22 protein-coding genes are annotated in these 22,759 nt (G+C 70.6%); 21 read left to right on the top strand and 1 reads right to left on the bottom strand.

The genetic code is table 11. The features are described from left to right. Nucleotides 1-20: 20 nt before the first annotated feature. From G495_RS0108520 to dnaA, 8 genes are all read left to right on the top strand, one after another. Entirely contained in the window at nucleotides 21-617 is a 597-nt protein-coding gene (locus tag G495_RS0108520) for an RlmE family RNA methyltransferase (protein ID WP_028587464.1), read from the top strand. 70 nt (nucleotides 618-687) lie between these two features. Further along, nucleotides 688-1,437, top strand: coding sequence for a YebC/PmpR family DNA-binding transcriptional regulator (locus tag G495_RS0108515; protein ID WP_028587463.1), 750 nt, complete (start codon nucleotides 688-690; stop codon nucleotides 1,435-1,437). Between the two features lie 9 nt (nucleotides 1,438-1,446). After that, nucleotides 1,447-1,959 (top strand): crossover junction endodeoxyribonuclease RuvC, encoded by a 513-nt coding sequence (ruvC, locus tag G495_RS0108510; protein WP_028587462.1) that lies wholly within the window; start codon nucleotides 1,447-1,449, stop codon nucleotides 1,957-1,959. Next, nucleotides 1,956-2,567, top strand: coding sequence for a Holliday junction branch migration protein RuvA (gene ruvA, locus G495_RS0108505; protein ID WP_028587461.1), 612 nt, complete (start codon nucleotides 1,956-1,958; stop codon nucleotides 2,565-2,567). The genes ruvC and ruvA overlap by 4 nt, the downstream gene beginning before the upstream one ends. Nucleotides 2,568-2,569: 2 nt before the next feature. Continuing rightward, complete coding sequence (ruvB, locus tag G495_RS0108500) at nucleotides 2,570-3,571, top strand: Holliday junction branch migration DNA helicase RuvB (protein WP_035251489.1); 1,002 nt, start codon at nucleotides 2,570-2,572, stop codon at nucleotides 3,569-3,571. Beyond that, nucleotides 3,568-4,236, top strand: coding sequence for an FAD-dependent thymidylate synthase (gene thyX, locus G495_RS0108495; protein ID WP_028587459.1), 669 nt, complete (start codon nucleotides 3,568-3,570; stop codon nucleotides 4,234-4,236). The genes ruvB and thyX overlap by 4 nt, the downstream gene beginning before the upstream one ends. Next, nucleotides 4,233-4,502: a hypothetical protein gene (locus tag G495_RS18355; RefSeq protein ID WP_051445205.1), complete on the top strand. Its 270-nt coding sequence runs from the start codon at nucleotides 4,233-4,235 to the stop codon at nucleotides 4,500-4,502. Before thyX ends, G495_RS18355 begins: the two co-directional genes overlap by 4 nt. 936 nt (nucleotides 4,503-5,438) lie before the next feature. Next, entirely contained in the window at nucleotides 5,439-6,854 is a 1,416-nt protein-coding gene (gene dnaA, locus G495_RS0108485; RefSeq protein WP_028587458.1) for a chromosomal replication initiator protein DnaA, read from the top strand. A gap of 162 nt (nucleotides 6,855-7,016) precedes the next feature. Here the strand turns inward: dnaA and G495_RS18350 are convergent, their stop codons facing one another. Further along, on the bottom strand, nucleotides 7,017-8,021 hold the full coding sequence (locus tag G495_RS18350; protein ID WP_035251421.1) for an HD-GYP domain-containing protein: 1,005 nt from the start codon (nucleotides 8,019-8,021) through the stop codon (nucleotides 7,017-7,019). Nucleotides 8,022-8,402: 381 nt separating this feature from the next. Here G495_RS18350 and mraZ point away from each other — a divergent pair, with 381 nt between their 5' ends. From mraZ to G495_RS18335, 13 genes are read left to right on the top strand one after another with little or no spacing between them, the layout of a single operon-like run. After that, on the top strand, nucleotides 8,403-8,864 hold the full coding sequence (mraZ, locus tag G495_RS0108475) for a division/cell wall cluster transcriptional repressor MraZ (protein WP_035251419.1): 462 nt from the start codon (nucleotides 8,403-8,405) through the stop codon (nucleotides 8,862-8,864). A 12-nt stretch (nucleotides 8,865-8,876) separates the two neighbouring features. Then, nucleotides 8,877-9,863, top strand: coding sequence for a 16S rRNA (cytosine(1402)-N(4))-methyltransferase RsmH (gene rsmH / locus G495_RS0108470; protein WP_425387607.1), 987 nt, complete (start codon nucleotides 8,877-8,879; stop codon nucleotides 9,861-9,863). Continuing rightward, a complete protein-coding gene (locus G495_RS0108465) occupies nucleotides 9,860-10,168 on the top strand; it encodes a hypothetical protein (RefSeq protein WP_028587455.1) in 309 nt (102 codons plus the stop codon). The genes rsmH and G495_RS0108465 overlap by 4 nt, the downstream gene beginning before the upstream one ends. Next, a complete protein-coding gene (locus tag G495_RS18345) occupies nucleotides 10,165-12,156 on the top strand; it encodes a penicillin-binding transpeptidase domain-containing protein (RefSeq protein ID WP_035251416.1) in 1,992 nt (663 codons plus the stop codon). The genes G495_RS0108465 and G495_RS18345 overlap by 4 nt, the downstream gene beginning before the upstream one ends. A 55-nt stretch (nucleotides 12,157-12,211) precedes the next feature. Further along, nucleotides 12,212-13,603 (top strand): UDP-N-acetylmuramoyl-L-alanyl-D-glutamate--2,6-diaminopimelate ligase, encoded by a 1,392-nt coding sequence (locus G495_RS0108455; protein WP_051445210.1) that lies wholly within the window; start codon nucleotides 12,212-12,214, stop codon nucleotides 13,601-13,603. Beyond that, entirely contained in the window at nucleotides 13,600-14,991 is a 1,392-nt protein-coding gene (locus G495_RS0108450) for a UDP-N-acetylmuramoyl-tripeptide--D-alanyl-D-alanine ligase (protein ID WP_028587453.1), read from the top strand. Before G495_RS0108455 ends, G495_RS0108450 begins: the two co-directional genes overlap by 4 nt. Further along, the gene (mraY, locus tag G495_RS0108445) at nucleotides 14,992-16,068 is read left to right on the top strand and encodes a phospho-N-acetylmuramoyl-pentapeptide-transferase (RefSeq protein WP_028587452.1); all 1,077 of its coding nucleotides are present in this window, start codon (nucleotides 14,992-14,994) and stop codon (nucleotides 16,066-16,068) included. Nucleotides 16,069-16,072: 4 nt separating this feature from the next. After that, on the top strand, nucleotides 16,073-17,365 hold the full coding sequence (murD, locus tag G495_RS0108440) for a UDP-N-acetylmuramoyl-L-alanine--D-glutamate ligase (RefSeq protein WP_028587451.1): 1,293 nt from the start codon (nucleotides 16,073-16,075) through the stop codon (nucleotides 17,363-17,365). Beyond that, the gene (gene ftsW / locus G495_RS18340; protein ID WP_211234137.1) at nucleotides 17,362-18,504 is read left to right on the top strand and encodes a putative lipid II flippase FtsW; all 1,143 of its coding nucleotides are present in this window, start codon (nucleotides 17,362-17,364) and stop codon (nucleotides 18,502-18,504) included. The genes murD and ftsW overlap by 4 nt, the downstream gene beginning before the upstream one ends. Continuing rightward, a complete protein-coding gene (murG, locus tag G495_RS0108430) occupies nucleotides 18,504-19,601 on the top strand; it encodes an undecaprenyldiphospho-muramoylpentapeptide beta-N-acetylglucosaminyltransferase (RefSeq protein WP_028587450.1) in 1,098 nt (365 codons plus the stop codon). Before ftsW ends, murG begins: the two co-directional genes overlap by 1 nt. 24 nt (nucleotides 19,602-19,625) lie before the next feature. Then, complete coding sequence (gene murC / locus G495_RS0108425) at nucleotides 19,626-20,993, top strand: UDP-N-acetylmuramate--L-alanine ligase (RefSeq protein ID WP_028587449.1); 1,368 nt, start codon at nucleotides 19,626-19,628, stop codon at nucleotides 20,991-20,993. A gap of 38 nt (nucleotides 20,994-21,031) precedes the next feature. Continuing rightward, a complete protein-coding gene (murB, locus tag G495_RS0108420) occupies nucleotides 21,032-21,919 on the top strand; it encodes a UDP-N-acetylmuramate dehydrogenase (protein WP_028587448.1) in 888 nt (295 codons plus the stop codon). Continuing rightward, nucleotides 21,916-22,743 (top strand): cell division protein FtsQ/DivIB, encoded by an 828-nt coding sequence (locus tag G495_RS18335; protein ID WP_051445204.1) that lies wholly within the window; start codon nucleotides 21,916-21,918, stop codon nucleotides 22,741-22,743. The genes murB and G495_RS18335 overlap by 4 nt, the downstream gene beginning before the upstream one ends. Nucleotides 22,744-22,759: the final 16 nt, after the last annotated feature.

Here is a 22,759-nt window from a genome sequence, read left to right as displayed (position 1 = left end):
TCCCGCAGGGCGCCAACCACATGAAAAAGTACCGGGACCATTATTTCGAGCGGGCCAAGCGCGAGAACTACCCCGCGCGCTCGGTCTACAAGCTCCAGGAGCTGGACAAGCGCTTCGGCCTGTTCCGCACGGGCATGACCGTGCTGGACCTGGGCGCGGCCCCCGGCTCGTGGACCCTGTGGGCCGCCAAGAAGGTCGGCCCCGGGGGCTTCGTCCTGGCGGCGGACATCCAGGCTACCGAAACGGGCTTCCCCGGCAACGTGGCCTTCTTCCGCGAAGACGTGTTCCAGCGCTCGGAGGCCTTCGAGGCCGAGCTGGCCGCGCGCGGGCCGTTCCATGTGGTCATGTCCGACATGGCGCCCAGCACCACGGGCCACAAGGGCACGGACCAGGCCCGGTCCATGAACCTGTGCGAGGAGGCCCTTGCCGTGGCCCTTGTGACCTTGGTAAAGGGCGGGCACTTCGTGGTCAAGGTGTTCCAGGGGCCCGACGAGCAGGCCTACCGCGAAGCCCTGCGGGCCCGCTTCGGCAAGGTCAAGACCTTCAAGCCCAAGAGTTCGCGCCCGGAGAGCAAGGAAATCTTCTACGTGGGCCAGGACTTCCTGGGCCGGGAATGATCCGGCGCCGCGCCGCCCCCGGGCGCGCGGCACAACCATATCACTACATTCAGCGCATTCGGAGGACACCATGGCCGGTCACAGCAAATGGGCCAACATCCAGCACCGCAAGGGGCGCCAGGACGCCAAGCGCGGCAAGGCCTTCACCAAGGCCGCGAAGGAAATCATCATCGCCGCCAAGAGCGGCGGCAACCCGGACATGAACCCCCGCCTGCGCGCCGCCATCCAGGCCGCCAAGGCCGTGAACCTGCCCAAGGACAAGATCGAGAACGCCATCAAGAAGGGCACCGGCGAGCTGGCGGGCGGCGAAATGTTCGAGGTGCAGTACGAGGGCTACGGCCCCGGGGGCATCGCCATCCTCGTCGAGGCCGCCACGGACAACAAGAACCGCACCGTGGCCGAGGTCCGCCACATCCTGTCGCGAGGCAACGGCAACATGGGCGAGGCCGGGTGCGTGGCCTGGATGTTCGACAAGAAGGGCACCTTGTACTTCGACAAGGCCAAGTACGGCGAGGAGCAGATCATGGAGGCCGGCCTGGAGGCCGGGGCCGAGGACGTGGTGGACGACGGCGAGGCCTGGGAAGTGCGCTGCGCCCCCGAGGATTTCGCCGCCGTGCAGCAGGCCTTCGACGACGCAGGCCTGGAGTACTCCTCCGCCGAGATTTCCATGATCGCCCAGAACACCATCGACGTGGACGTGGACACCGGGCGCAAGCTGGTGAACCTCATCGACAAGCTCGAAGACAACGACGACGTGCAGAACGTCTTCCACAACGCCGAGCTGCCCGACGAGCTGTTCGCCGAGCTGGAGCAGGGCTAGCCCCCGGCCATGGCGGACAACGGCCTGCTCGTGCTGGGCATCGACCCCGGCTCGCGCGTCACCGGCTTCGGGCTGGTGCGCGAGGTGTCGGGCCGGGCCATGCTCGTGGAGGCCGGGACCATCACCACCGGCGCGGAAAAGGACCTGGGCCGCCGCCTGGGGCGCATCCACGCCGGGGTGGCCGAGCTGGTGGCCCGCCACGGGCCCGACGTGGCCGCCGTGGAGAACGTGTTCGTCTCGCGCAACACCATGAGCGCGCTCAAGCTCGGGCAGGCGCGCGGGGCGGCCATCGCCGCCGTGGCCGTGGCGGGCATTCCCGTGGCGGCCTACGAGCCCACGGTGGTCAAGAAGAACCTTGTGGGCGTGGGCAACGCGCCCAAGGGCCAGGTGGCCTGGATGGTCGCCCACTCCCTGGGCATGAAGAACCCCGGCTGGGCCGAGGACGCCTCCGACGCCCTGGCCGTGGCCCTGTGCCACCTCAACCAGCGCCGGTTCGACCGGCTGGCGGGAAAGCAGCCATGATCGCCTATCTGCGCGGCACGGTGGTGGCCCGGTCCGAAAGCTCCTGCGTGGTGCTGACCCCGGGCGGGGTGGGCTACGAGGTCGGCCTGACGGTGCACGCCGCCGCCGGGCTGCCGCGCCAGGGCGAGGTGGAGCTCTTCGTGCAGACCATCGTGCGCGAGGACGCCCTGGAGCTTTACGGCTTCGCCACCTGGGACGAGCGCGAGACCTTCGCCCTGTTGCTGTCCATCTCCAAGCTCGGGCCCAAGACGGCCCTGGCCATGCTCTCGGTCTTCTCGCCCGACGACCTGCGCCGGGTGGTCCTGGCCGACGATTTCATGCCCCTGGTGCAGGTGCCGGGCATCGGCAAGAAGAGCGCCCAGCGCATCTTCATCGAGTTGAAATACAAGCTCGAACCCGGCGGCGTGGCCCCGGGGCCGCTGCCCGGGGGGCTGCCCGGGCCTGCGGCGTCGGTCTTCCGCGACGCCCTGGCGGGGCTGACCAATCTGGGCTATGACGAAGCCCAGGCCCGGGGCGTGCTCGAAACCGTCCTGGGCGCGGAACCCGACCTCGACGTGGCCGGCGCCCTGCGCGCCGCCCTGCGGCACATCTCCAAGGCGCGTGAATGAGCATGGCATCCGTTTCCCCCCCGGCCTGCGGGCCCGGCCCCGACGACGGCATCCGCCCGCGCAGGCTGGACGAATTCATCGGCCAGGACGAGCTGCGCGCCAATTTGCGCGTGTTCCTCTCCGCCGCGCTGGAGCGCGGCCAGGCCATGGACCATGCGCTGCTCTACGGCTGCCCGGGCCTGGGCAAGACGACCCTGGCCCAGATCCTGGCCAGCGAGCTGGGGGTCAACCTGGTCAGCACGTCGGGCCCGGTGCTGGAGCGCAGCGGCGACCTGGCGGCCATCCTGACCAACGTGTCGCGCCACGACATCCTGTTCATCGACGAGATCCACCGCATGCCCCCGGCGGTGGAGGAAATCCTCTACCCGGCCATGGAGGACTTCAAGCTCGATCTGGTCATCGGCCAGGGCCCCGGGGCGCGCACGGTGAAGATCGACCTGGAGCCCTTCACCCTGGTGGGTGCCACCACGCGCATCGGCCTGCTGACCTCGCCCCTGCGCGACCGCTTCGGGGTCATCGCGCGCCTGGAGTTCTACGCCCCGGCGGAGCTGGCGCGCATCGTCACCCGCGCGGCGGCCATCCTGGGCGTGCCGCTCACGCCCGAGGGCGCCCTGGTCATCGGGCGGCGCTCGCGCGGCACCCCGCGCATCGCCAACCGCCTGCTGCGCCGCGTGCGCGATTTCGCCCTGGTGGAGGGCGACGGCACCGTGGACGCCGCCGCCGCCGAGGCCGCCCTGGAACGTCTGGACGTGGACGGCTCGGGCCTGGACACCATGGACCGCAAGATCCTCTCCGTGCTCATCCACCACTACTCGGGCGGCCCCGTGGGCGTGAAGACCCTGGCCGTGGCCTGCTCCGAGGAGGTGCGCACCATCGAGGAGATCTACGAGCCCTACCTCATGCAGTGCGGCTTTTTGAAGCGCACCCCGCGCGGGCGCGTGGCCACGGCCAAGGCCTACGCCCACCTGAATCGCATCACCTCCGGACAGGGGAGCCTTTCGTGAGAATCGTCGCCGCCAGCTTCCAGATCATGGCCCTGCCCGACCCCGAAAGCGTGCTGGCGCACATCGAGGCCGCCGGACGCACCTGCTACAAGTCTGAGGACAAGATGACCCCGGACTCGGGGCGCGAGTTCGTGGCGCGCATCCTGCGCTCGGGCCACGAGAGCGTCATCGAGCACGCCTCGGCCACGGTGCGCTTTGTCTGCGACCGCGGCGTGACCCACGAGCTGGTGCGCCACCGGCTGGCGTCCTACAGCCAGGAATCCACGCGCTACGCCAACTACTCCAAGGACCGCTTCGGCAGCGAGATCACCGTGATCCGCCCGCTGTTCTGGGCCGAGGGCAGCCCGCAGTATGTGCTCTGGGAGCGCGCCATGCGCGAGGCCGAGGCGGCCTACCTGGAGCTGATGGCCGCCGGGGCCAAGGCCCAGGAGGCCCGCGCCGTGCTGCCCAACAGCCTGAAGACCGAGATCGTCATGACCGCCAACCTGCGCGAGTGGCGCCACGTCATGCGCCTGCGCTGCGCCGGGGCGGCCCACCCGCAGATCCGCGAGATCATGCTGCCCCTGCTGGACGAGTTCTCCCGGCGCATCCCCGTGGTCTTCGACGACCTGCGCGCGCAGTTCGCCGAAGACATCGCGGCCTTCGCGGCCCGGGGCGGGCAGTGAGCCTGCCCGGGGCCCCGGGGGCGGGCGGGCCGGGGCCGGTGGTCATGGACGACGTGCCCCTGTCGCGGCCGCGCATCGACGAGACCGGGGCGCTGGTCGTGCCTGCGGACTGCGACCCCCGCTACCGCTGGTGGACCAAGGACGGCATGAAGCTCGCGCGCATCCTCGTGGAGCTGCACGCCTCGCGCAGCGTCTGGGAGCGCTACATGGCCGAGCCCTATCCCGAGGAACTCCAGCGCGAGAACTACCCCCTGCTGGGCGGCTGAGGCCGCCGCGCGGGCCCGCGCTCCGCGCCCGCGCCTGCCTCCCCGGGCCCGGCCGGAAAAGCGGGGCCCGCGCGGCCCGCGCCCGCGCTGCGTCTGCGGCCCCCGTCGTTCGCTGCCCGCCCTGTCTGCCCGCCCGGAAGGCGCTGCCCTGGCCCGAAGGACAGCCTTTCAAGCTGTCTGCGCACCTGCGCGTCCGGGGAGGGTTCGCCCGGCCTGGCTCCGGGGCGCGGCACCCGGTTGCGTACCCGCCCGTCCGGGGGCTTGCACCTCCGCCGCCTCCGCCTGCCGTCTCCCGCCATGCGCCCGCCCGGGGCGCCGTGCCGTCTCCCGCCGGGCACGGCGCCGGGCCTTCCGCCCGGCAGCCCGGCGTTACCGGACATCGCCGTTAATCGGACCAGACCTGCATTTTTTGACCACCAGGGTCGGTTATGGCTGGCCGCATGCCGCGCCGCAGGGCGCCTGGCCCGCTGTGCCCTGCGGGGCGCGGGATTTGGGTTGCGGGTGTCGCTCCTGTGCCAATTTTGTGCATACTGGGCTGTTTCTTCACGATTATGACATCCGGCCGGGGCAGGGCGGGCGGATGGCCCGCGAAGGCTGGCCTGGGCCGGGTTTCGCGGGTTGTCAAGAACAAAGGCCGGGCAAGAGCAACATTATCCAGGGATCGAATGCAAAAAAAGGCAGAAGGGTTCGGAATTCGACGAATGGCATATTTGACCCTGTGGAAAACTTTTCCCGGGATGTTCCACTTGACGGGTGGCAACCCTTGCCCGGTGGTGCTTCCTCGCAGGGTACGGATTTCCGCGCCTTGGCGCGAATTATCTTTTATTTCAGATTGTTAAGCTGTTGGGCGGATGTGGGGAAAGCCATGTGTGACGAGCGTGCGACACCGGATTACGCCCTTTGCCCGCAGGCCGGAATCGGCCTAGAACACGCTCCATGATGAATGCGTGGCCTCAGACACTGAACATCCTGGAAAAAACGGTCAACCCCGGCCTGTTCCAGGTCTGGATCAAGCCCCTGGACGCCGAGGCCGCCGATGGCCGCCTGACCCTGTTCGCGCCCAACGCCTTCGTGGCCTCCTGGGTGCGCGACAGGCTGCTGGAGACCATCGCCGAGGCCGCCACGCAGGCCATGGGCGAGCGCCCGGCCATCGACATCGCCGTGCGCCCCAGGGCCATGCAGAGCGCCCCCTGCCCCGAGCAGGCCCCGGGTGCCCGCCCGGGCGGCAACGGCAAGGGCGCCCCAGGGGGCAACGGCAACGGCGGCGCGCCGGGGCGCGCCCCGGCCCCGGAGCAGCTCGGCCTGCCGAGCCTGGTGCCCCAGGGCCTGAACACCCTGTCCTGGCGCTTCGGGTTCGATGATTTCGTGGTCGGCCCGTGCAACGAGCTGGCCTACGTGGCCGCCAAGGGCATGACCCGCGGCGGGCTGGACTTCGACCAGATGTTCCTGAACTCGGCCCCGGGGCTGGGCAAGACGCACCTGCTGCAATCCATCGGGCGGACCATGGCCCAGGCCAGCAACCGCTCCAACGTGCGCATCGCCTACCTGACCGCCGAGGAGTTTGCCACCCAGCTCATCCTGGCCATCCGCTCCCGCGAGATGGAGCGCTTCAAAAACCGTTTCCGCGACAACGTGGACGTGCTGCTGCTTGAGGACATCCACTTCCTGCAGGGCAAGGAGCGCACCCAGGACGAGCTGCTGGAAACCCTGAAGGCCCTCCAGTCCCGCGGCTGCAAGGTCGTGCTGTCCAGCTCGTTTCTGCCCCGCGAGCTCAAGGACGTGGACGACCACCTGGCCTCGCGGCTGTGCTCGGGCTTTCTGGCGACCATCGACCGCCCCTGCTACGACACCCGGCGCCGCATTCTGGAAAGCAAGGCCCGCCAGCATCAGGTGGCCCTGCCCGCCGACGTGTCCGACTGCCTGGCCGAGCACCTGACCGACGACGTGCGCCAGCTGGAAAGCTGCCTGCAAAGCCTGGTGCTCAAGGCCCGCCTGCTGGGCGAAGCCATCACCATGGACATGGTGGCCCAGGTGCTGCGCAACTACACGGCCACCGACACCGGGCGGGTCAGCTTCCAGCGCATCATGGAGCACATCTGCCGCAGCTTCGGCATCGAGCCCACGGCCCTGGCCTCCAAGAGCCGCAGGCGCGACATCGTGCTGGCCCGCAACACCGCCTTCTACCTGGCGCGGATGCACACGGATATGCCGCTCAAACAGATCGGCAGCCAGTTCAACCGCCGCCACTCCACCGTGCTCAAGGGCATCACCAACGTCGAACGCGAACTGCGCCTGCAAACCCCCCTGGGCCGCCAGATCGATTCCGTGGTCGGCCGCATCAAGACCCCCTAGCCCCCCAGCCCCAACCTGCTCCGCTTTCCAGCTTCCCGCAGCCGTGCAATCCGGCGGCCCCGTGCCTTTGCGCAAGCGTGGGCGCGCAGGGCGTAACGCATAACGGCGCCCCCCGGGGGGCGCCGTCGCGGGCAGGGCGGGGTCTTTGGCGGGGCGCTGCGGCTACCAGTCGCCGGTGACCACGGCCTTGAACAGCGGGGCCAGGGCCTTGTCGCCGTATTTGGACTTCATGTCGTTGAGCTCGGCCACGGCCTCGCGGGGCTCCTTGGCCGGGGCGTAGGGGCGGGTGGTGGTCATGGCGCAGTAGGAGTCCACCACGGCGGTCATGGCGCCCAGGGGGGAGATCTGCTTGGCGCGGGCCGGGTAGCCGCTGCCGTCCAGGCGCTCGTGGTGCTCCATGATCGCCTGCTGCATCTCGTCGAACTTCAGCCCGAGCTTGAGGGCCAGCTTGGAGCCCAGCAGCGGGTGCAGGTTGACCTTGGAGTGCTCGTCCGGGGTCAGGGCCTTGGGCTTGTCGCGGATGAAGGCCGGGATCTTGGACATGCCCATGTCGTGCAGGAAGAAGGCCAGGGCGGTCTTGTCGTACACGCGGCGGTTGAAGCCGCCGGGAAAGACCTTGTTGAACAGCCACAGGCCGAGCACCCCGCAGTTGTAGGAGTGCCGGGCCAGGGTGTGCTCCTTGTGCAGGCGGCGCACCAGGGCCTTGGCGCGGTTCTTGTCGTTCCACAGGTATTCGGTGAGCACCATCACGTCGTTGTAGAGCTTGGTGAACACGGGCCCCACGGGCTGCTCGAAGAACTCGTCGATGCGGTCGGTGATGGCGTAGGTGAAGACCTCGGCGATCTCGGCCTCCTTGAGATGCTCGTCCACCAGCACCAGGTCGAGCTGCTTGGCGATGTGCTTGGAGTAGATGGGGTGGTCGGTGCGCGCCACGAACAGGTTGCCCTCGGCGCACGTCTGCGCCACCTCCTCCTGGGTCTCCTTGTCCATGCGCTCGTCCTGCTTCTTGTAGAGCAGGATCTGTGCCGTGTCCTCCTTGAGGCGGTACAGGTTCAGCGGCGGGCGGAACTTGGGGAAGCTTTCGAGGATGTCGGGGCTGATCTGGTAGTATTCCTCGTCCAGATTGTCCACGATGCCGCTCTTGAGCTTGGTCTTGGTAGCGCACATGATGCCCGACCTCGGTATGCGGCCTTGCGCTCCCGCGCCGGGCGGCGGGGGATGCCGCGTTCTGGCCCGGCCTGGCTGGCCGGTCCATGTTGTGCGCCTTGCGGGCCATGCAGTGCGGGGCCCCGCAGGCGCGGCGCGGATGCAATGCGGGGCTCCGCAGGCGCCGGATGCGGGGAAAAATCCTCGCCCTGCGGGCCTCGCGGGGCTCCTGCTTCGTCCCTTGGCCTTTTTTTCCTTGGGGAGTCAAGCCCTTCGCCATGGATTTTGGGTTATTTTCTAGAAAATCTCTAGAAAAATCTTGTGGGCCGTGGTATTTTCCCCTTGACACAGCTCCGCCCTCTGGTGGTAATTTGTGGTAAATAGTGGGACGAAGTGAGGTCCATGTCCAAATTCAGAGGTCACTCCTATCGCAGCCTGGACCCCAAAGGTCGGCTGATGATCCCCCCGGAATACAGGGAGGCCGCGGCTTCCATGGGTTCCGAGGGGCTCCTCGTGCTGACCAATTTCGACGGCTGCGTGGTGGCCTATCCGCTGCCCGAGTGGGAGCGGATCGAGGAAAGCTTCAACCGCGTGAACGTCCTGGACAAGAAGATGCGCAACTTCCAGCGCTTCTTCATCTCCGGGGCCGTGGAGGCCGCGCTGGACAAGCAGGGGCGCATCCTCATCGCGCCCCATCTGCGGGCCTACGCGGGGTTGGACAAGGACGTGGTCGTGGCCGGGGTCGGGCGCAAGTTCGAGATCTGGAGCCAGGCGACCTTCGAGGCCCGGCGCCGCGAGATGGAAGAGACCTTCGACGGCGACATGGCCGAACTGGCCGAAAAGGGCTTCGAGCTGCGGCTCTAGGCGGAGGCGGGGATGATGGAGACAGACAGGAACCCCGCCGACCTGCACGTCCCGGTACTGTTGAACGAGGTGCTCGAGCACCTGCGCCCCGGGCCCGGGGGTCGTTATCTCGACGGAACCCTGGGTCTTGGCGGGCACACCCGGGCCATCCTGGAGGCCGCGGGCCCCGGGGCCCAGGTCCTTGGCCTGGACCGCGACGCCCAGGCCCTGGAGCTGGCCCAGGAGCGCCTTGCGGAATACGGCGACGCCGTGCGCTTCGCCCTGTGCCGGTTCAGCAGGCTGGACGAGCCGCTGGCCGAACTGGGGTGGGACGCCCTGGACGGTGCCCTGGTTGATATCGGCGTGTCTTCCCTGCAGCTCGACGACCCGGCGAGGGGTTTCAGCTTCATGGAGGACGGGCCGCTGGACATGCGCATGGGCCTGGCCGACGGGCTGGCCCCGGCGTCGGCCATCGTGAACATGGCCCCGCTGGAGCGCTTGAAGCTGATCATCGGCCGCTACGGCGAGGAACCCCAGGGCGGACGCATCGCCCGGGCCATCGTCGAGGCCCGGCAGCGCAGTCCCATCCGGACCACGCGCGAGCTGGCGGCCATCGTTGAAAACGCCTACCCGGCCAAGCTCCGGGCTACGGCAAGAAACCACCCCGCGACCCGGACCTTCCAGGCCCTGCGCATGGAGGTCAACCGGGAGCTGGACGAACTTCAGGAATTCCTGGACCGGATACTGCCTTTCCTGAAGCCCGGCGCGCGGCTTGCGGTCATCAGCTTCCACTCGCTGGAAGACAGGATCGTCAAGCGGACGTTCAAGCGGGAAGCCTCGGGGTGCCTGTGCCCCCCGGAGCAGGTGGTGTGTGTCTGCGGGCATGTCCCGCAATTGCGGATTGTGACCACCAAGCCCGTTGTCGCCGGGCCGGACGAGATTCAGGTCAACCCCAGGGCGCGCAGCGCCAAGCTGCGGGTGGCCGAGAAGCTCGCCCCCGGCGGCGGGCCGCGCCGATGAGCGGCTCGCGCTGGGCGTGGGCCGCGGCGGCGCTGCTGCTGCTGGCCCTGGCCCAGGGGTTGGGGGTGGTCTGGTGCGGCATCGAGCGCTACGACCTGGCCTACAAGCTCACCGGCCTGCGGGCCCGCCTGGAGGCGAGCGAGGAGCTGGTGGCCAAGCTGGAAGTGGAACGCGACAGCCTGCTGTCGCCCTACAGGCTGCGCGAGAAGGCCCGGGAATACGGCCTGGGCCCCGCGAGCCAGGGGCGCATCCGCAGGATGGACCCGCCCCCTGGCGGGGAAAACAGGCCCCAGGAGCAGCAATGACCGCCCGCTACGAGCCGCGACACAGCAAGGTCCACGACTGGGCCGCCGTCAGGCTGCTGGTCGTGGCCGTGCTGTTCGCCCTGGCGGGGCTGACGCTGTGGGCCCGCGCGTTCCAGGTCCAGATTCTCATGGGCGAGGAGCTGGCCGCCCGGGCCAAGCGCCAGCACATGGCCGCCGAGTCCGTCAGCGGGCCCCGGGGCAGGATTTTCGACCGCCAGGGCCGCGTGCTGGCCAAGAGCGTGCAGTGCAGCTCGGTGTTCGCCCGGCCCATGGAAGTGCAGGACCCGGCGCGCACCGCCCGCGAACTGGGCCGCGTGCTGGGCGTCAGCGCCCGGGACATTGAGACCCGCCTGGCGGCCCGGCGGCCCTTTGTCTGGCTGGCGCGCCAGGTGGCCGACCGCGACGCCGCCGCCGTTTCCGCCCTGGCCCTGCCCGGGGTGGGCACCATGCAGGAGTTCAAGCGCCTGTACCCCAGCGGGCATCTGGCCGGGCAGCTGCTGGGCTTCACCGGGCTGGACGGCGTGGGCCTGGAGGGCCTGGAGCGGGCCCTGGAAGACACCCTGGCCGGGCGCAGCGACAAGACCGTGGTCCAGCGCGACGCCAGCGGCCGCAGGCTGCTGGACGGCGACGAGCCCAGCCGCGCCTCGGTGCGCGGCGGCGACGTGCGCCTGACCATCGACGCCGACATCCAGGCCATGGCCGAGCAGGCCGTGGGCAGTGCCGTGACGGCTTACAACGCCAAGGCCGGCATGGGGCTGGTGGTCCACGTGCCCAGCGGCGACATCCTGGCCTGGGCCATCCACCCCTTCTTCAACCCCAACATCTATTCCAGCTACCGCCCCGACGCCTGGCGCAACCGTATCGCCCTGGACGCCCTGGAGCCCGGCTCGACCTTCAAGCCCTTCGTGCTGGCCGCCGCGCTCCAGGAAGGCATCGTGCGCCCCGACAGCGTGTATTTCTGCGAGAACGGGCGCTTCACCATGCCCGGGGCCGTGATCCGCGACACCCACGACTACGCCGACCTGCCCGTGACGCATATCCTGCGCTACTCCAGCAACATCGGCATGGCCAAGATCGGCCTGGAAATGGGCGCGCGCACCATGCACGGCTACCTGTCCCGGCTGGGCTTCGGCCAGCGCACCGGCCTGCCCCTGGCGGGCGAGGCCAAGGGCATCCTGCGCAACCCCGGGGCCTGGCAGCGCGTGGACCTGGCCAACGTGGCCTTCGGCCAGGGCGTGGCCGTGACGGCCCTGCAGATGGGCCAGGCCTACCTGTGCCTGGCCCGGGGCGGGGTCACGGGCTCCCTGCGCCTGCTGGCGACGGACGAGCCGCCCCACGCCCGGGCCGAGCGGGTCTTCTCCCCCGAGGTCGCCGGGCAGATCCTGTCCATGATGCGCGACGTGGTGCAGGCCGACGGCACGGGCACCCGGGCGCGCATCGAGGGCATGACCGTGGCCGGCAAGACCGGCACGGCCCAGAAGGCTTCGCCCACCGGCGGCTACGGCAACGACCACGTGGGCTCCTTCGCCGCGCTGCTGCCCGGCGAAAACCCCGAATTCCTGGTGCTTGTCATCGTGGACGAGCCGCACCCGCAGCACTATGGCGGCGTGGTCGCGGCTCCGGCGGTGCGCGAGATCGCGCTCCAGTCGCTGGCCTACATGGGCAGGCTGCCCGAGCCCGCCGTGCAGGTCCGGTCCGCCTTCGCCGAGGGAGGGCTGACGGATGAGGACGTTCGCAGGCTGGTGGACGCGATTGGTGCGGGAATCGACAGCCCTGCCGTGGCCCTTCAGGCGGGAGAGGCTGTTCCCAATGTCGTGGGCATGTCCCTGCGGCGCGCCGTTGAGCTGCTCGCAGGCGGCGGAGCCGTCCCCGAGGTCCGGGGCAGCGGGCTTGTGGTCCGCAGGCAGAGCCCTGACCCGGGAAAACCCTGGCCCGGAACGGGAAACCGTTGCGTGCTGTGGCTCGACGCCACGGCGGACAGGAGCTGACGTGCTGGACGAAACGTTGTGGGCCGAGCTGAAGCGGCTGGTTGCCGCGGGGCTCATGGTGCGGACCGATTCGCGCCAGGTGCGCCCGGGCGAGGTCTTCGTGGCCGTGCCCGGGGCGGGCCTGGACGGGGCCTGCTTCATCTCCGACGCCGTGGAGCGCGGCGCCGCCTGGGTGGTGACGCGCGACCCCGGGGGCGTGCCCCAGGGCCGGGGCGTGCGCGCCGTGGCCCACCCCATGCCCCGGCGCGCCCTGGGCGAGCTGGCCGCCGCGCGCTTTCGCACCGCGCAGCACGGCCTGACCCTGGTGGGCATCACCGGCACCAACGGCAAGACCACCCTGACCTACATGCTCGAGCATCTGCTCGCCGCCGCCGGGCGCACGGTGGGCGTCATCGGCACCGTGAGCTACCGCTGGCCGGGCTTTTGCCTCGAAGCGCCCATGACCACCCCCGACTGCTGGCAGCTCCACGAGCTGCTGGCCAACATGGCCGCCGCCGGGGTGGACACCGTGGTCATGGAGGTCTCCTCCCACGCCCTGCACCAGGACCGCGTCTGGGGCCTGGACTACGACGTGGCCGTGCTGCTCAACGTAACCCAGGACCACCTGGACTACCACAAGACCATGGACGACTACTTCCGGGCCAAGGCCAAGCTCTTCCACGAGATGGGCCGCGCGGGCAAGACCGGGGTCATCAACGCCGACGACGCCTACGGGCGGATGCTGCTGGGGCGCTACACCCCGGCCATGGGCTTCGGGCTGTACTACCCCAACGTGGGCAGCGGCCCGGGGCTGGCGGGCAGCGTCAAGGCCTGCACCGCGCGCGGGCTGGAACTGCTCGTGAAATACGGCGAGCAGACCTGGACCCTGACCTCGCCGCTCATCGGCAAGCACAACGCCTCCAACCTGCTGGCGGCGCAGTCGGTGGGCCTGGCCCTGGGTCTGAAGCCCAAGGCGCTCAAGGCCCTGGAAACCTTCACCGGCGTGCCCGGGCGCCTGGAGCGCATCCCCAACGCCCGGAGCCTGGACGTGTTCGTGGACTACGCCCACACCCCCGACGCCCTGGAGAACGTGCTCTCCAACGTGCGCGAGCTGGGCTTCCGCAAGGTGTTTTGCGTGTTCGGCTGCGGCGGCAACCGCGACCGCGCCAAGCGCCCGCTCATGGGCCAGGCCGTGTGCCGCTACGCCGACGTGGCCGTGCTGACCTCGGACAACCCGCGCGGCGAGGACCCGCTGGCCATCATGGCCGACGTGCGCCCCGGGCTCACGGGTTGCGCCCGGGTCATCGAGGAGCCCGACCGCGCCGCCGCCATCGCCCTGGCCCTGAAGACCATGGAGCCGGGCGACGTGCTGGTCATCGCGGGCAAGGGTCATGAATCCTATCAGGAAATCCAGGGCGTGCGCCACCCGTTCAGCGACGCTGCCATGGTCAGGGAGCTTGCCGGGTGAATCTGACGCTGGCCGAAGCCGCCGCCGCCATGCACGCGGTGGGTGACGTGGACCCCGGGCGCGAGGTGCGCCTGACGGGCATCTGCACCGACAGCCGCCTGCTCGAGCCGGGGCAGCTGTTCTTCTGCCTCGCGGGCGAGAACTACGACGCCCACGCGTTCGCCGCCGACGCCGCCCGCGCCGGGGCCGCCGCCGTGGTCGTCTCGCGGCCGGTGTCCGGGGTCCAGGGCGCGCCGGTGCTCATGGTCCGCGACGTGCTCGCGGCCCTGGGCGACCTGGGCGGGCTGTGGCGCGGGCGGGCCCGGGCCACGGTGGTGGCCGTCACCGGCTCGGCGGGCAAGACCACGGTCAAGGAGATCCTGGCCGCCATCCTCTCCGAGCTGGGCGAGACGGCGCGCAATTACGGCAATTTCAACAACCTGCTCGGCGTGCCCCTGACCATGCTCGGGTGCAGCGGGCAGGAGCGCTTCTGGGTGCTGGAGCTGGGCATCAACGTGCCCGGCGAGATGCAGGCCCTGGGGGCCATGGTCCGGCCCGATGCGGCGGTCATCGCCAACATCGGCCCGGCGCACCTGGAGGGCCTGGGCAGCCTGGAGGGCGTGGCCGCCGCCAAGACCGAGCTTCTGCGCCATCTGGCCCCCGGGGGCCGGGCCTTTGTCAGCGCCGACCACCCGCCGCTGCTGGACTACGCCCGGGCCATCGCGCCCGAGGTGCGCCAGTTCACCGTGGCCGACGCGGCGGGGCTGGTGCGCGGGCAGTACCTGGGCCGCACCGCCGAGGGCCAGGGCCGCTACCGCCTGCGCCTGAACGGGCTGGAGTTGGACGTGACCTCGCCCCTGGCCGGGGCGGTGTTCGCCGAGAACATGATCGCCGCCGCCAGCGTGGCCTTCGCCCTGGGCGCCGGGGAGCGCGAGATCGCCCGCGGCATCGCCAAGGTGGCCGTGCCCGGCGGGCGCTTCAACGTGAAGCGCAGCGGCGGCTGGACGCTTATCGACGACAGCTACAACGCCAACCCGCTGTCCATGCGCCAGGCCGTGGAGAACGCCCGCGAGCTGGCCGGGGCCGGGCCCCTGGCCCTGGTGCTGGGCGAGATGCGCGAGCTGGGCGCCCAGGCGGGCGCGCTGCACCGCGAGATGGCCCGCGCCGCCGCCGCCGCCGCGCCCTGGGCCGTGTTCTTCCACGGCGGCCACGCCGACGAGGTGGCCCGGGGCCTGGAAGACGGCGGCTACGCAGGGCGGCTCGTGCGCATCGACGACCCGGCGCTGTTCGCCGGGCAGTTCCTGGAGCTGGGCCTTGCGTCCGGCGTGGTGCTGTTCAAGGGCTCGCGCGGGTGCAGGATGGAGCGCTTCCTGCACGCGCTGGCCGAAGCCATGGAGGGTCGCGGCTAGATGCTCTACAACCTTCTCTACCCGCTCTCCAGCGAAGTCGGCATCTTCAACGTCTTTCGCTACATCACCTTCCGCTCGGTGTGGGCGCTGGTCACCGCGCTGCTCATCACCATCCTGGTCGGCCCGGCCTTCATCCGCTTCCTCAAGCGCCTGAAGTTCGGGCAGGTCATCCATGAGGACGTGGAGGCGCACATGCAGAAGGCGGGCACGCCGACCATGGGCGGGCTGCTCATGGGCTTCGGGGTGCTGGTGGCCGTGCTGCTGTGGGCCGACCTGACCAACGTCTACATCTGGCTGGCGCTGCTGGTCTTCGTGGGCTTCGGCATCGTCGGGCTGGTGGACGACTGGCTCAAGGTGGTCAAGAAGCACAACAAGGGCCTGTCGGCCCGGGCCAAGTTCGCGGGGCAGGTGCTGGTGGCGGGCACGGCCATGTTCCTGCTCATCGAGCAGCCCGCCTTCGACACGCACCTGGCCTTCCCCTTCTTCAAGGCCCTGTACCCCGACCTGGGCTGGTTCTACCTGCCGTTTGCGGTGCTGGTCATGGTCGGGGCCTCCAACGGCGTGAACCTCACCGACGGCCTGGACGGGCTGGCCATCGGCCCGAGCATCGTGGCCGGGGCCTGCTTCGCGGTGTTCGTCTACGTGGCCGGGCATGTGGAGATCGCCAAGTACCTGCGCATCGCCTACGTGCCGGGCATGGGCGAGGTGGCCGTGTTCTGCGGGGCGCTGGTGGGCGCGGGGCTCGGGTTCTTGTGGTACAACGCCTACCCCGCCCAGGTCTTCATGGGCGACGTGGGCTCGCTGTCCATCGGCGGCAGCCTGGGCTTCGTGGCCGTGATGAGCAAGAACGAGCTGATCCTGGTCATCGTCGGCGGGCTGTTCGTGGTCGAGACGCTCTCGGTGATCCTCCAGGTGGGCTACTTCAAGTTCACGGGCGGCAAGCGCATCTTCCGCATGGCGCCCCTGCACCACCATTTCGAGCTCAAGGGCATTCCGGAATCCAAGATCATCACCCGGTTCTGGATTCTCTCCATCCTGTTGGCGCTCATGGCGCTGTCAACCCTGAAGCTGAGGTAACGGCATGTTCGGGCACGAAGGCGAACTCGCGGGAACGCGCGCGGCGGTTGTGGGCGCCGGGGCCTCGGGCCGGGCGGCGGCGCTGCTGCTGGCGCGCCTGGGCGCCGCCGTGCGCCTGCTGGACCGCAAGCCGGACGCCGTGGCTGGCGAGGACGCCCAGGCCCTGACGGCGGCGGGCGTGGAGCTGGCCTTTGGCGAGCACCGGGCCGAACATTTCGCCGGGGCGGGGCTGGTGGTGCTCTCCCCGGGCGTGCCGCTGCCCCCGCTGCGGCCGCTGCTGCCCGCCGGGGACGCGGCGCCTGAGGTGATTTCCGAGCTGGAGCTGGCCGGGCGCTACAGCCCCGGGCGCATCGTCGCCATCACGGGCACCAACGGCAAGACCACCACCACCGGCCTGACCGCCCATGTCCTGCAAAACGTCGGACTGCGGGTGTTCCTGGGCGGCAATATCGGCACGCCCCTGTCGCAGTACGTGCTCGACGGGCGCGAGGCCGACGTTTTGGTGCTGGAAATTTCCAGCTATCAGGCCCAGTACTGCACGTCGTTTCGCCCCGACGTGGCCGTGCTGCTCAATTTCAGCCCCAATCACCTGGACCACCACGCGAGCATGGACGAGTACCTGGAAGCCAAGCTGAACCTGTTCGCGCACATGGAGCCCGAGGGGCTGGCCCTGCTGCCCGCCGCCCTGCGCGCCCAGCTGGGCGACCGGCACATCACCCGCGCCCGGATCAAGTGGTTCGAGCCCACGGACCGCTTCGAGAGCGAGCGCCTGCCCGGCGCGCACAACCAGGCCAACATGGAGGCCGTGTATCAGGCCACGGTGCGCTTCGGGGTGGACGAACGCTGCATGCGCGAGGCCCTGGACACCTTCGAGCCCTTCCCCCACCGCTTGCAGCGCGTGGGCCAGGCCCGGGGCGTGACCTTCGTGGACGACTCCAAGGCGACCACGGTGGACGCCCTGCGCGCGGCCCTGGAGAGCATCGACGGCAGCGTGCTGCTGCTGGCGGGCGGCGTCTACAAGGGCGGCGATCTGGCCAGCCTGGCCCCGCTTCTGCGCCGCAAGGTGCGCGCGGTGTGCCTGTTCGGCGCCAGCCGCGAGATTTTCGAGGCCGCCTGGGCCGGGCACGTGCCCCTGGCCTGGGAGCCGACCATGGACAAGGCCATGCACCGGCTCATGACCTGGGCCGAGCCCGGCGACACCATGCTGCTGTCCCCGGCCACGTCGAGCTTCGACCTGTACGCCAACTACAAGGAGCGCGGGAAGCACTTCCAGCGCGTGTTCGAGGAACTGCGATGAGCCCCGTCGCTGCCAACTCCGCCGCCGCCGGCCCCGCCGCCACGCCGCGCCACGCCGAACGCACCCGGGTGGACATGCTGCTGCTGGGTTTCACCCTGGGCATGATGGCCGTCGGGCTGGTGATGGTCATGAGCGCCAGCGGGGTCATGGCCGAGCTGTCCTTCGGCGACAAGTACCTGTTCATCAAGAAGCAGGCCGTCTACGCCCTGGTTGGTCTGGTGATCATGGCCGGGGCCATGGTCGTGGACCGCGGCCTGCTCTACCGCCTGACCTACCCCATCCTGGGCGTGGCCGTGCTGCTGCTCGGGGCGACCCTGGCCTTCGGCTACGAGGCGGGCGGGGCGCGGCGCTGGCTGCACCTGGGCCCGGTGTCCATGCAGCCCCTGGAGGCGGCCAAGGTGGCCCTGGTGTTCTACCTGGCCTATTTCTTCAGCCACAAGCAGGAAAAGGTGAAGACCTTCAGCGTGGGCTTCCTGCCGCCGGTGGCCGTGACCGGGCTGCTGGGCGGGCTGCTGCTGCTGCAACCCGACTTCGGCGGGGCGGCGTTTTTGTGCATCCTGCTCTTCCTGATGAGCGTGGTGGGCGGCACGAGCCTGATCTACCTGGGCTCCTCGCTGGTGCTGGCCCTGGGCTGCGGCTGGCTGCTCATCGCCCAGTCCGAGTACCGCATCAAGCGCTGGACGGCCTTCCTGGACCCCTTCGGCAACGCCCAGGACACGGGCTACCAGCTGGTGCAGTCGCTCTACGCCTTCGGCTCCGGCGGCTGGACCGGCCAGGGCCTGGGCGTGGGCAAGCAGAAGCTGCTCTTCCTGCCCGAGGCGCACAACGACTTCATCCTGGCCGTCATCGGCGAAGAGCTGGGCTTTGCGGGCGTGTCCCTGGTCTTCGTGGGCCTGGGGATCATCCTGTGGCGGGCCTTCGCCATCTCCCTGGCCCAGCAGGACGCCCAGGACCGCTTCCTGGGCTACGGCCTGACCCTGATCCTGGCCGTGGGTGCGGTGCTGAACATGTCGGTGGTCCTGGGCATGGCCCCGCCCAAGGGTGTGCCCATGCCGTTCATGAGCTACGGCGGGTCGAGCCTCATCGTCTCGTGCTTCTGCGTGGGGATGCTGCTCAACCTGTCGAGGCGGAGGGCCTGATGCGGCTGGTGATCCTGACCACGGGCGGCACGGGGGGCCATGTGTTTCCGGCCCTGGCCGTTGCCGAGGAGCTGCGCAGCCGCCACGCGGGGCTGGAGCTGCTCTTCGTGGGCGGGCGCCACGGGCGCGAGGCCGAGTTCGCCGCCCGCGCGGGGCTGCCCTTCGTGGGGCTGCCGGTGCGCGGGTTCCTGGGGCGCGGGCCCCGGGCCGTGGGCGCGGCCTTCGGGCTGGCCTGGGCCCTGGGCATCTCGTGGCGGCTGCTGGCGCGCCGTAGGCCCGACGTGGTGGTGGGCTTCGGCGGCTACGCGGGGTTCGCCCCGGTGGCCATGGCCGCCCTGCGCGGGGTGCCCTGCGCCCTGCACGAGCAGAATAGCCGCCCCGGCTCGGCCAACCGCCTGCTGGGCCGCTGGGTGGACCGGGTCTTCCTGTCCTTCCCCGACGAGGCGAAATTTTTCGACGCGGCGCGCACGCGCCTGACGGGCAACCCCGTGCGCGCGGCCATCCGCGAGGCCGGGGCGCGGGCCGGCGCCGGGGCCGCCCCCGCCGGGCGGCGGGTGCTGGTGGCGGGCGGCAGCCTGGGCGCCCGGGCCATCAACGAGGCCGTGGCCGGGAGCCTGGAGGCCCTGCGCGCGCGCGGGTTCTCCCTGTGGCACCAGACCGGGGCCGAGGACGAGCAGACCGTACGCGCGGCCTACGCCTGCGCCGGGTGGACGGGCGAGGGCGCCCGGGTGCAGCCGTTCATCGACGACATGGCCGCGGCCTACGCCTGGGCCGACGTGGTGCTGTGCCGCGCCGGGGCGACCACGGTGGCCGAGCTGGCGGTGATGGGCAAGCCCAGCGTGCTGGTGCCCTTTCCCTACGCCACCCACGACCACCAGACGGCCAACGCCCGGCGCCTGGAGCAGGCCGGGGCGGCGCTGCTCCTGCCCCAGGGCGCCCTGGGCCAGACGGATCTGGCCCAGGCCCTGGACGCGCTGTTCACCGAGCCGGGCAGGCTGGAGCGCATGGGCGCCGCCGCCCGGACCCTGGGCGCCCCGGACGCCGCCGCGGCCCTGGCCGACGAAATCGAGGCCCTGGCCGCGCGCCGCGTGGCCTGAGCCAAGCAAGGACAAGAAGGAACCATGAAGAACAAGGTCAGGAAGATACACATGGTGGGCATCGGCGGCTCGGGCATGAACGGCATCGCCGAGGTGCTGCTCAACCTGGGCTACGAGGTCAGCGGTTCGGACCTGGCGGACTCGCCGGTGACCAGCCGCCTGCGCACCCTGGGCGCCACGGTGCACAAGGGCCACGCCGCCGCCAACGTGGGCGACGCCGACGTGCTGGTCAAGTCCACCGCCGTGGGCCGCGACAACCCCGAGGTGGCCGAGGCCCGGCGCCGGGGCATCGCCGTCATCCCCCGCGCCGAGATGCTGGCCGAGCTGATGCGCCTGCGCACGGGCATCGCCGTGGCCGGAACCCACGGCAAGACGACCACCACCTCGCTGCTGGCGACCATCTTCACCGAGGCCGGGCTCGACCCCACGGTGATCATCGGCGGGCGGCTGAACACCTTCGGCTCCAACGCCCTGTTGGGCGAGGGCGAATACCTCATCGCCGAGGCCGACGAATCCGACGGCTCGTTCCTGTGCCTGTTCCCCATCGTCACCGTGGTCACCAACATCGACGCCGACCACATGGACCACTACGCGGACCTGGACGAGATCAAGGACGCCTTCGTGGACTTCATGAACACCGTGCCCTTCTACGGCATGAACGTGGTCTGCCTGGACGACCCGGTGGTGCGCGAGGTGCTGCCCCGGGTCAACCGCCCGGTGCTGACCTACGGCATCGACGAGCAGGGCGCGACCCTGCGCGCGGTGGTCCGCCAGTGCCAGGCCAAAAGCTGCTTCGACGTGCTGCGCGACGGCGAGTTTTTGTGCTCGGTGGAGCTGTCCCAGCCCGGGCGGCACAATGTGCTCAACGCCCTGGGCGCCATCGGCGTGGCCCTGGAGGCCGGGCTGCCCGTGGACGTGGTGGCCAAGGCCCTGGGCCGCTTCGGCGGGGTGGGGCGGCGCTTCGAGGTCAAGGGTGAGCGTGATGGCGTGCTGGTGGTGGACGACTACGGCCACCACCCCACGGAGATCGCCGCCACCCTGCGCACGGCGCGCCAGTACGCCCCGGACCGCCGCCTGGTGGTGGCCTTCCAGCCGCACCGCTTCACGCGGACCCAGGCCCTGTTCGGCGAATTCTGCACGGCCTTCGACGACGCGGACCTGTTGCTGCTCACGGAAATCTACCCGGCCAGCGAGGCGCCCATCCCCGGTGTCAGCGGCCAGAGCCTGGCCCAGGGCATCCGCCAGGTCTCGGCCACCGAGGTGCGCTTCTGCGAGGATTTCGACGCCGTGCGCGCGGCCCTGCCCGGGGTGCTGCGCCCCGGCGACCTGCTGCTGACCATGGGCGCCGGAAACATCTGGCAGGTCGGCATGGACTGGCTGCACGCCCGCTAGGCGCGCGGCAACGCAAACCACAGGACACGAAAAGCGTCATGCATCTGAAAGTACTGCCCGGACCCACGCTTGCCGAACGCACCACCCTGCGCCTGGGCGGCCCTGCCCTGGCCGAGGTGCGCATCGTTTCCGAGCGCGGGCTGGACGAGCTGCCGGGCAGGCTGGAGGAGCTGGGCGGCAGGGCCATGGCCCTGGGCCACGGCAGCAACATCCTGGCCGCCGACGGGCCGCTGCCGGTGGTCCTGCTGCGGGCGCCCGAGGGCGAGGCGCCCGAGACGGTGTTCACCAGCGGCGACGAGGCCGTGGTGCGCGCCGGGGCGGGCATGGGCCTGCCCGCGCTGCTGGCCTGGTGCGCGCGCCAGGGGCTGTCGGGCCTGGAAGGGCTGGCGGGCATCCCGGGGGCCGTGGGCGGCGCGGTGGCCATGAACGCGGGCTCCTTCGGGGCCGAGGTGGGCCGGGTGCTGGAGCGCGTTTTGCTGTACAGCCCGTGCTGCGGGCTGCGCTGGGCCGGGCGCGACGACGTGCGCCTGGGCTACCGCTTCTTCGCCCCGCGCACGGCGGATGTCTTTTTCCTGGTGCTGGCGGCGGAGCTGCGCCTGACCCAGGCCGGGCCCGAGGCCGTGCGCGCGGCCATGGACGCCACCTGGGCCCGCAAGCGCGCGGCCCAGCCCCTGGCCGCGGCCAGCGCGGGCTGCGTGTTCAAGAACCCCGAGGGCGCGGCCCCGGCGGGCAAGCTGCTGGACGACGCGGGCTTCAAGGGCCGCCGCCTGGGGGGCATGGCCTTCTCGGAGCTGCACGCCAATTTCCTGGTCAACCTGGGCGGGGGCACCGCCGCCCAGGCCTTCGAGCTGATCCAGGCCGCGCGCGAGGCCGTGGCCACGCGCTTCGGGGTGGATCTGGAACTGGAAGTCAAGGTGGTGGCATGAACATGGCCCTGGCAGCCAAACCCGGAGCCGCGCTCCGTATGGGCAAGGGCGCGGGCGCCCGCACCCGGGGCCGCGCAGCCTCCGGCGGGGGGCTGGGCGCGGGCCTGGTCCGGCTGGTGGGCTGGATGTTGGGCCTGGGGCTGTGCGCCGCGTTCGTCATCGCCGTCAGCGTCGGGCTGCTGGTGGGCTTCCGCTGGCTGACCGCCGCCCCGTATTTCGCCCTGCGCGAGATCAGCGTCACCGGCAACCAGCGCCTGGACGCCGCGGAGATCATCGCCCTGGCCGACGTGTCCCTGGGGGCCAACACCCTGGACATCGACATCGCCGAGCTGGAGGCCCGCGTGGCGGCCTCGCCCTGGGCGGCCTCGGTGTCCGTGCGCCGGATGCTGCCCGCCGGGCTGGCCATCGCCGTCACCGAGCGCGAGGCGCGCTGGTGGGTGGGCACGGGGCGCGGGCTGTTCTACGCCGAGGCCGACGGCGCGGTCATCGCGCCCGTGCTGGGCCGCCGGTTCACGCCGCTGCCGGTGCTGGAAGTGGCCCCCGAGGCCGACGGCGTGCCCGCCGGGCTTTCGGAGATGATCGCGGCCTTCGAGGCCCTGGACCTGCCCATCAAGCCCGCCGAGGCGGCCTGGGTGCGGGTGCTGCCCGGGCGCCTGGAGCTGTTTTTCGAGGACCGGGGCCTGACCGTGGCCGCCAGCACCCGGGACTGGGACCGGGGCATGGAGCGGCTGGCCCGGGTGTGGGCCGACCTGGTGCGCCGCAGCGAGGACCGCGCGGCCCGCGAGATACGTATTTTCGGCGGCAAGGTCTGGGTCCGGACCTGACCGTGCCGGGCAAAAG

Source organism: Desulfocurvus vexinensis DSM 17965, assembly GCF_000519125.1.
Classification (GTDB): domain Bacteria; phylum Desulfobacterota; class Desulfovibrionia; order Desulfovibrionales; family Desulfovibrionaceae; genus Desulfocurvus; species Desulfocurvus vexinensis.
This window is presented reverse-complemented; position numbering and strand designations above follow the sequence as displayed.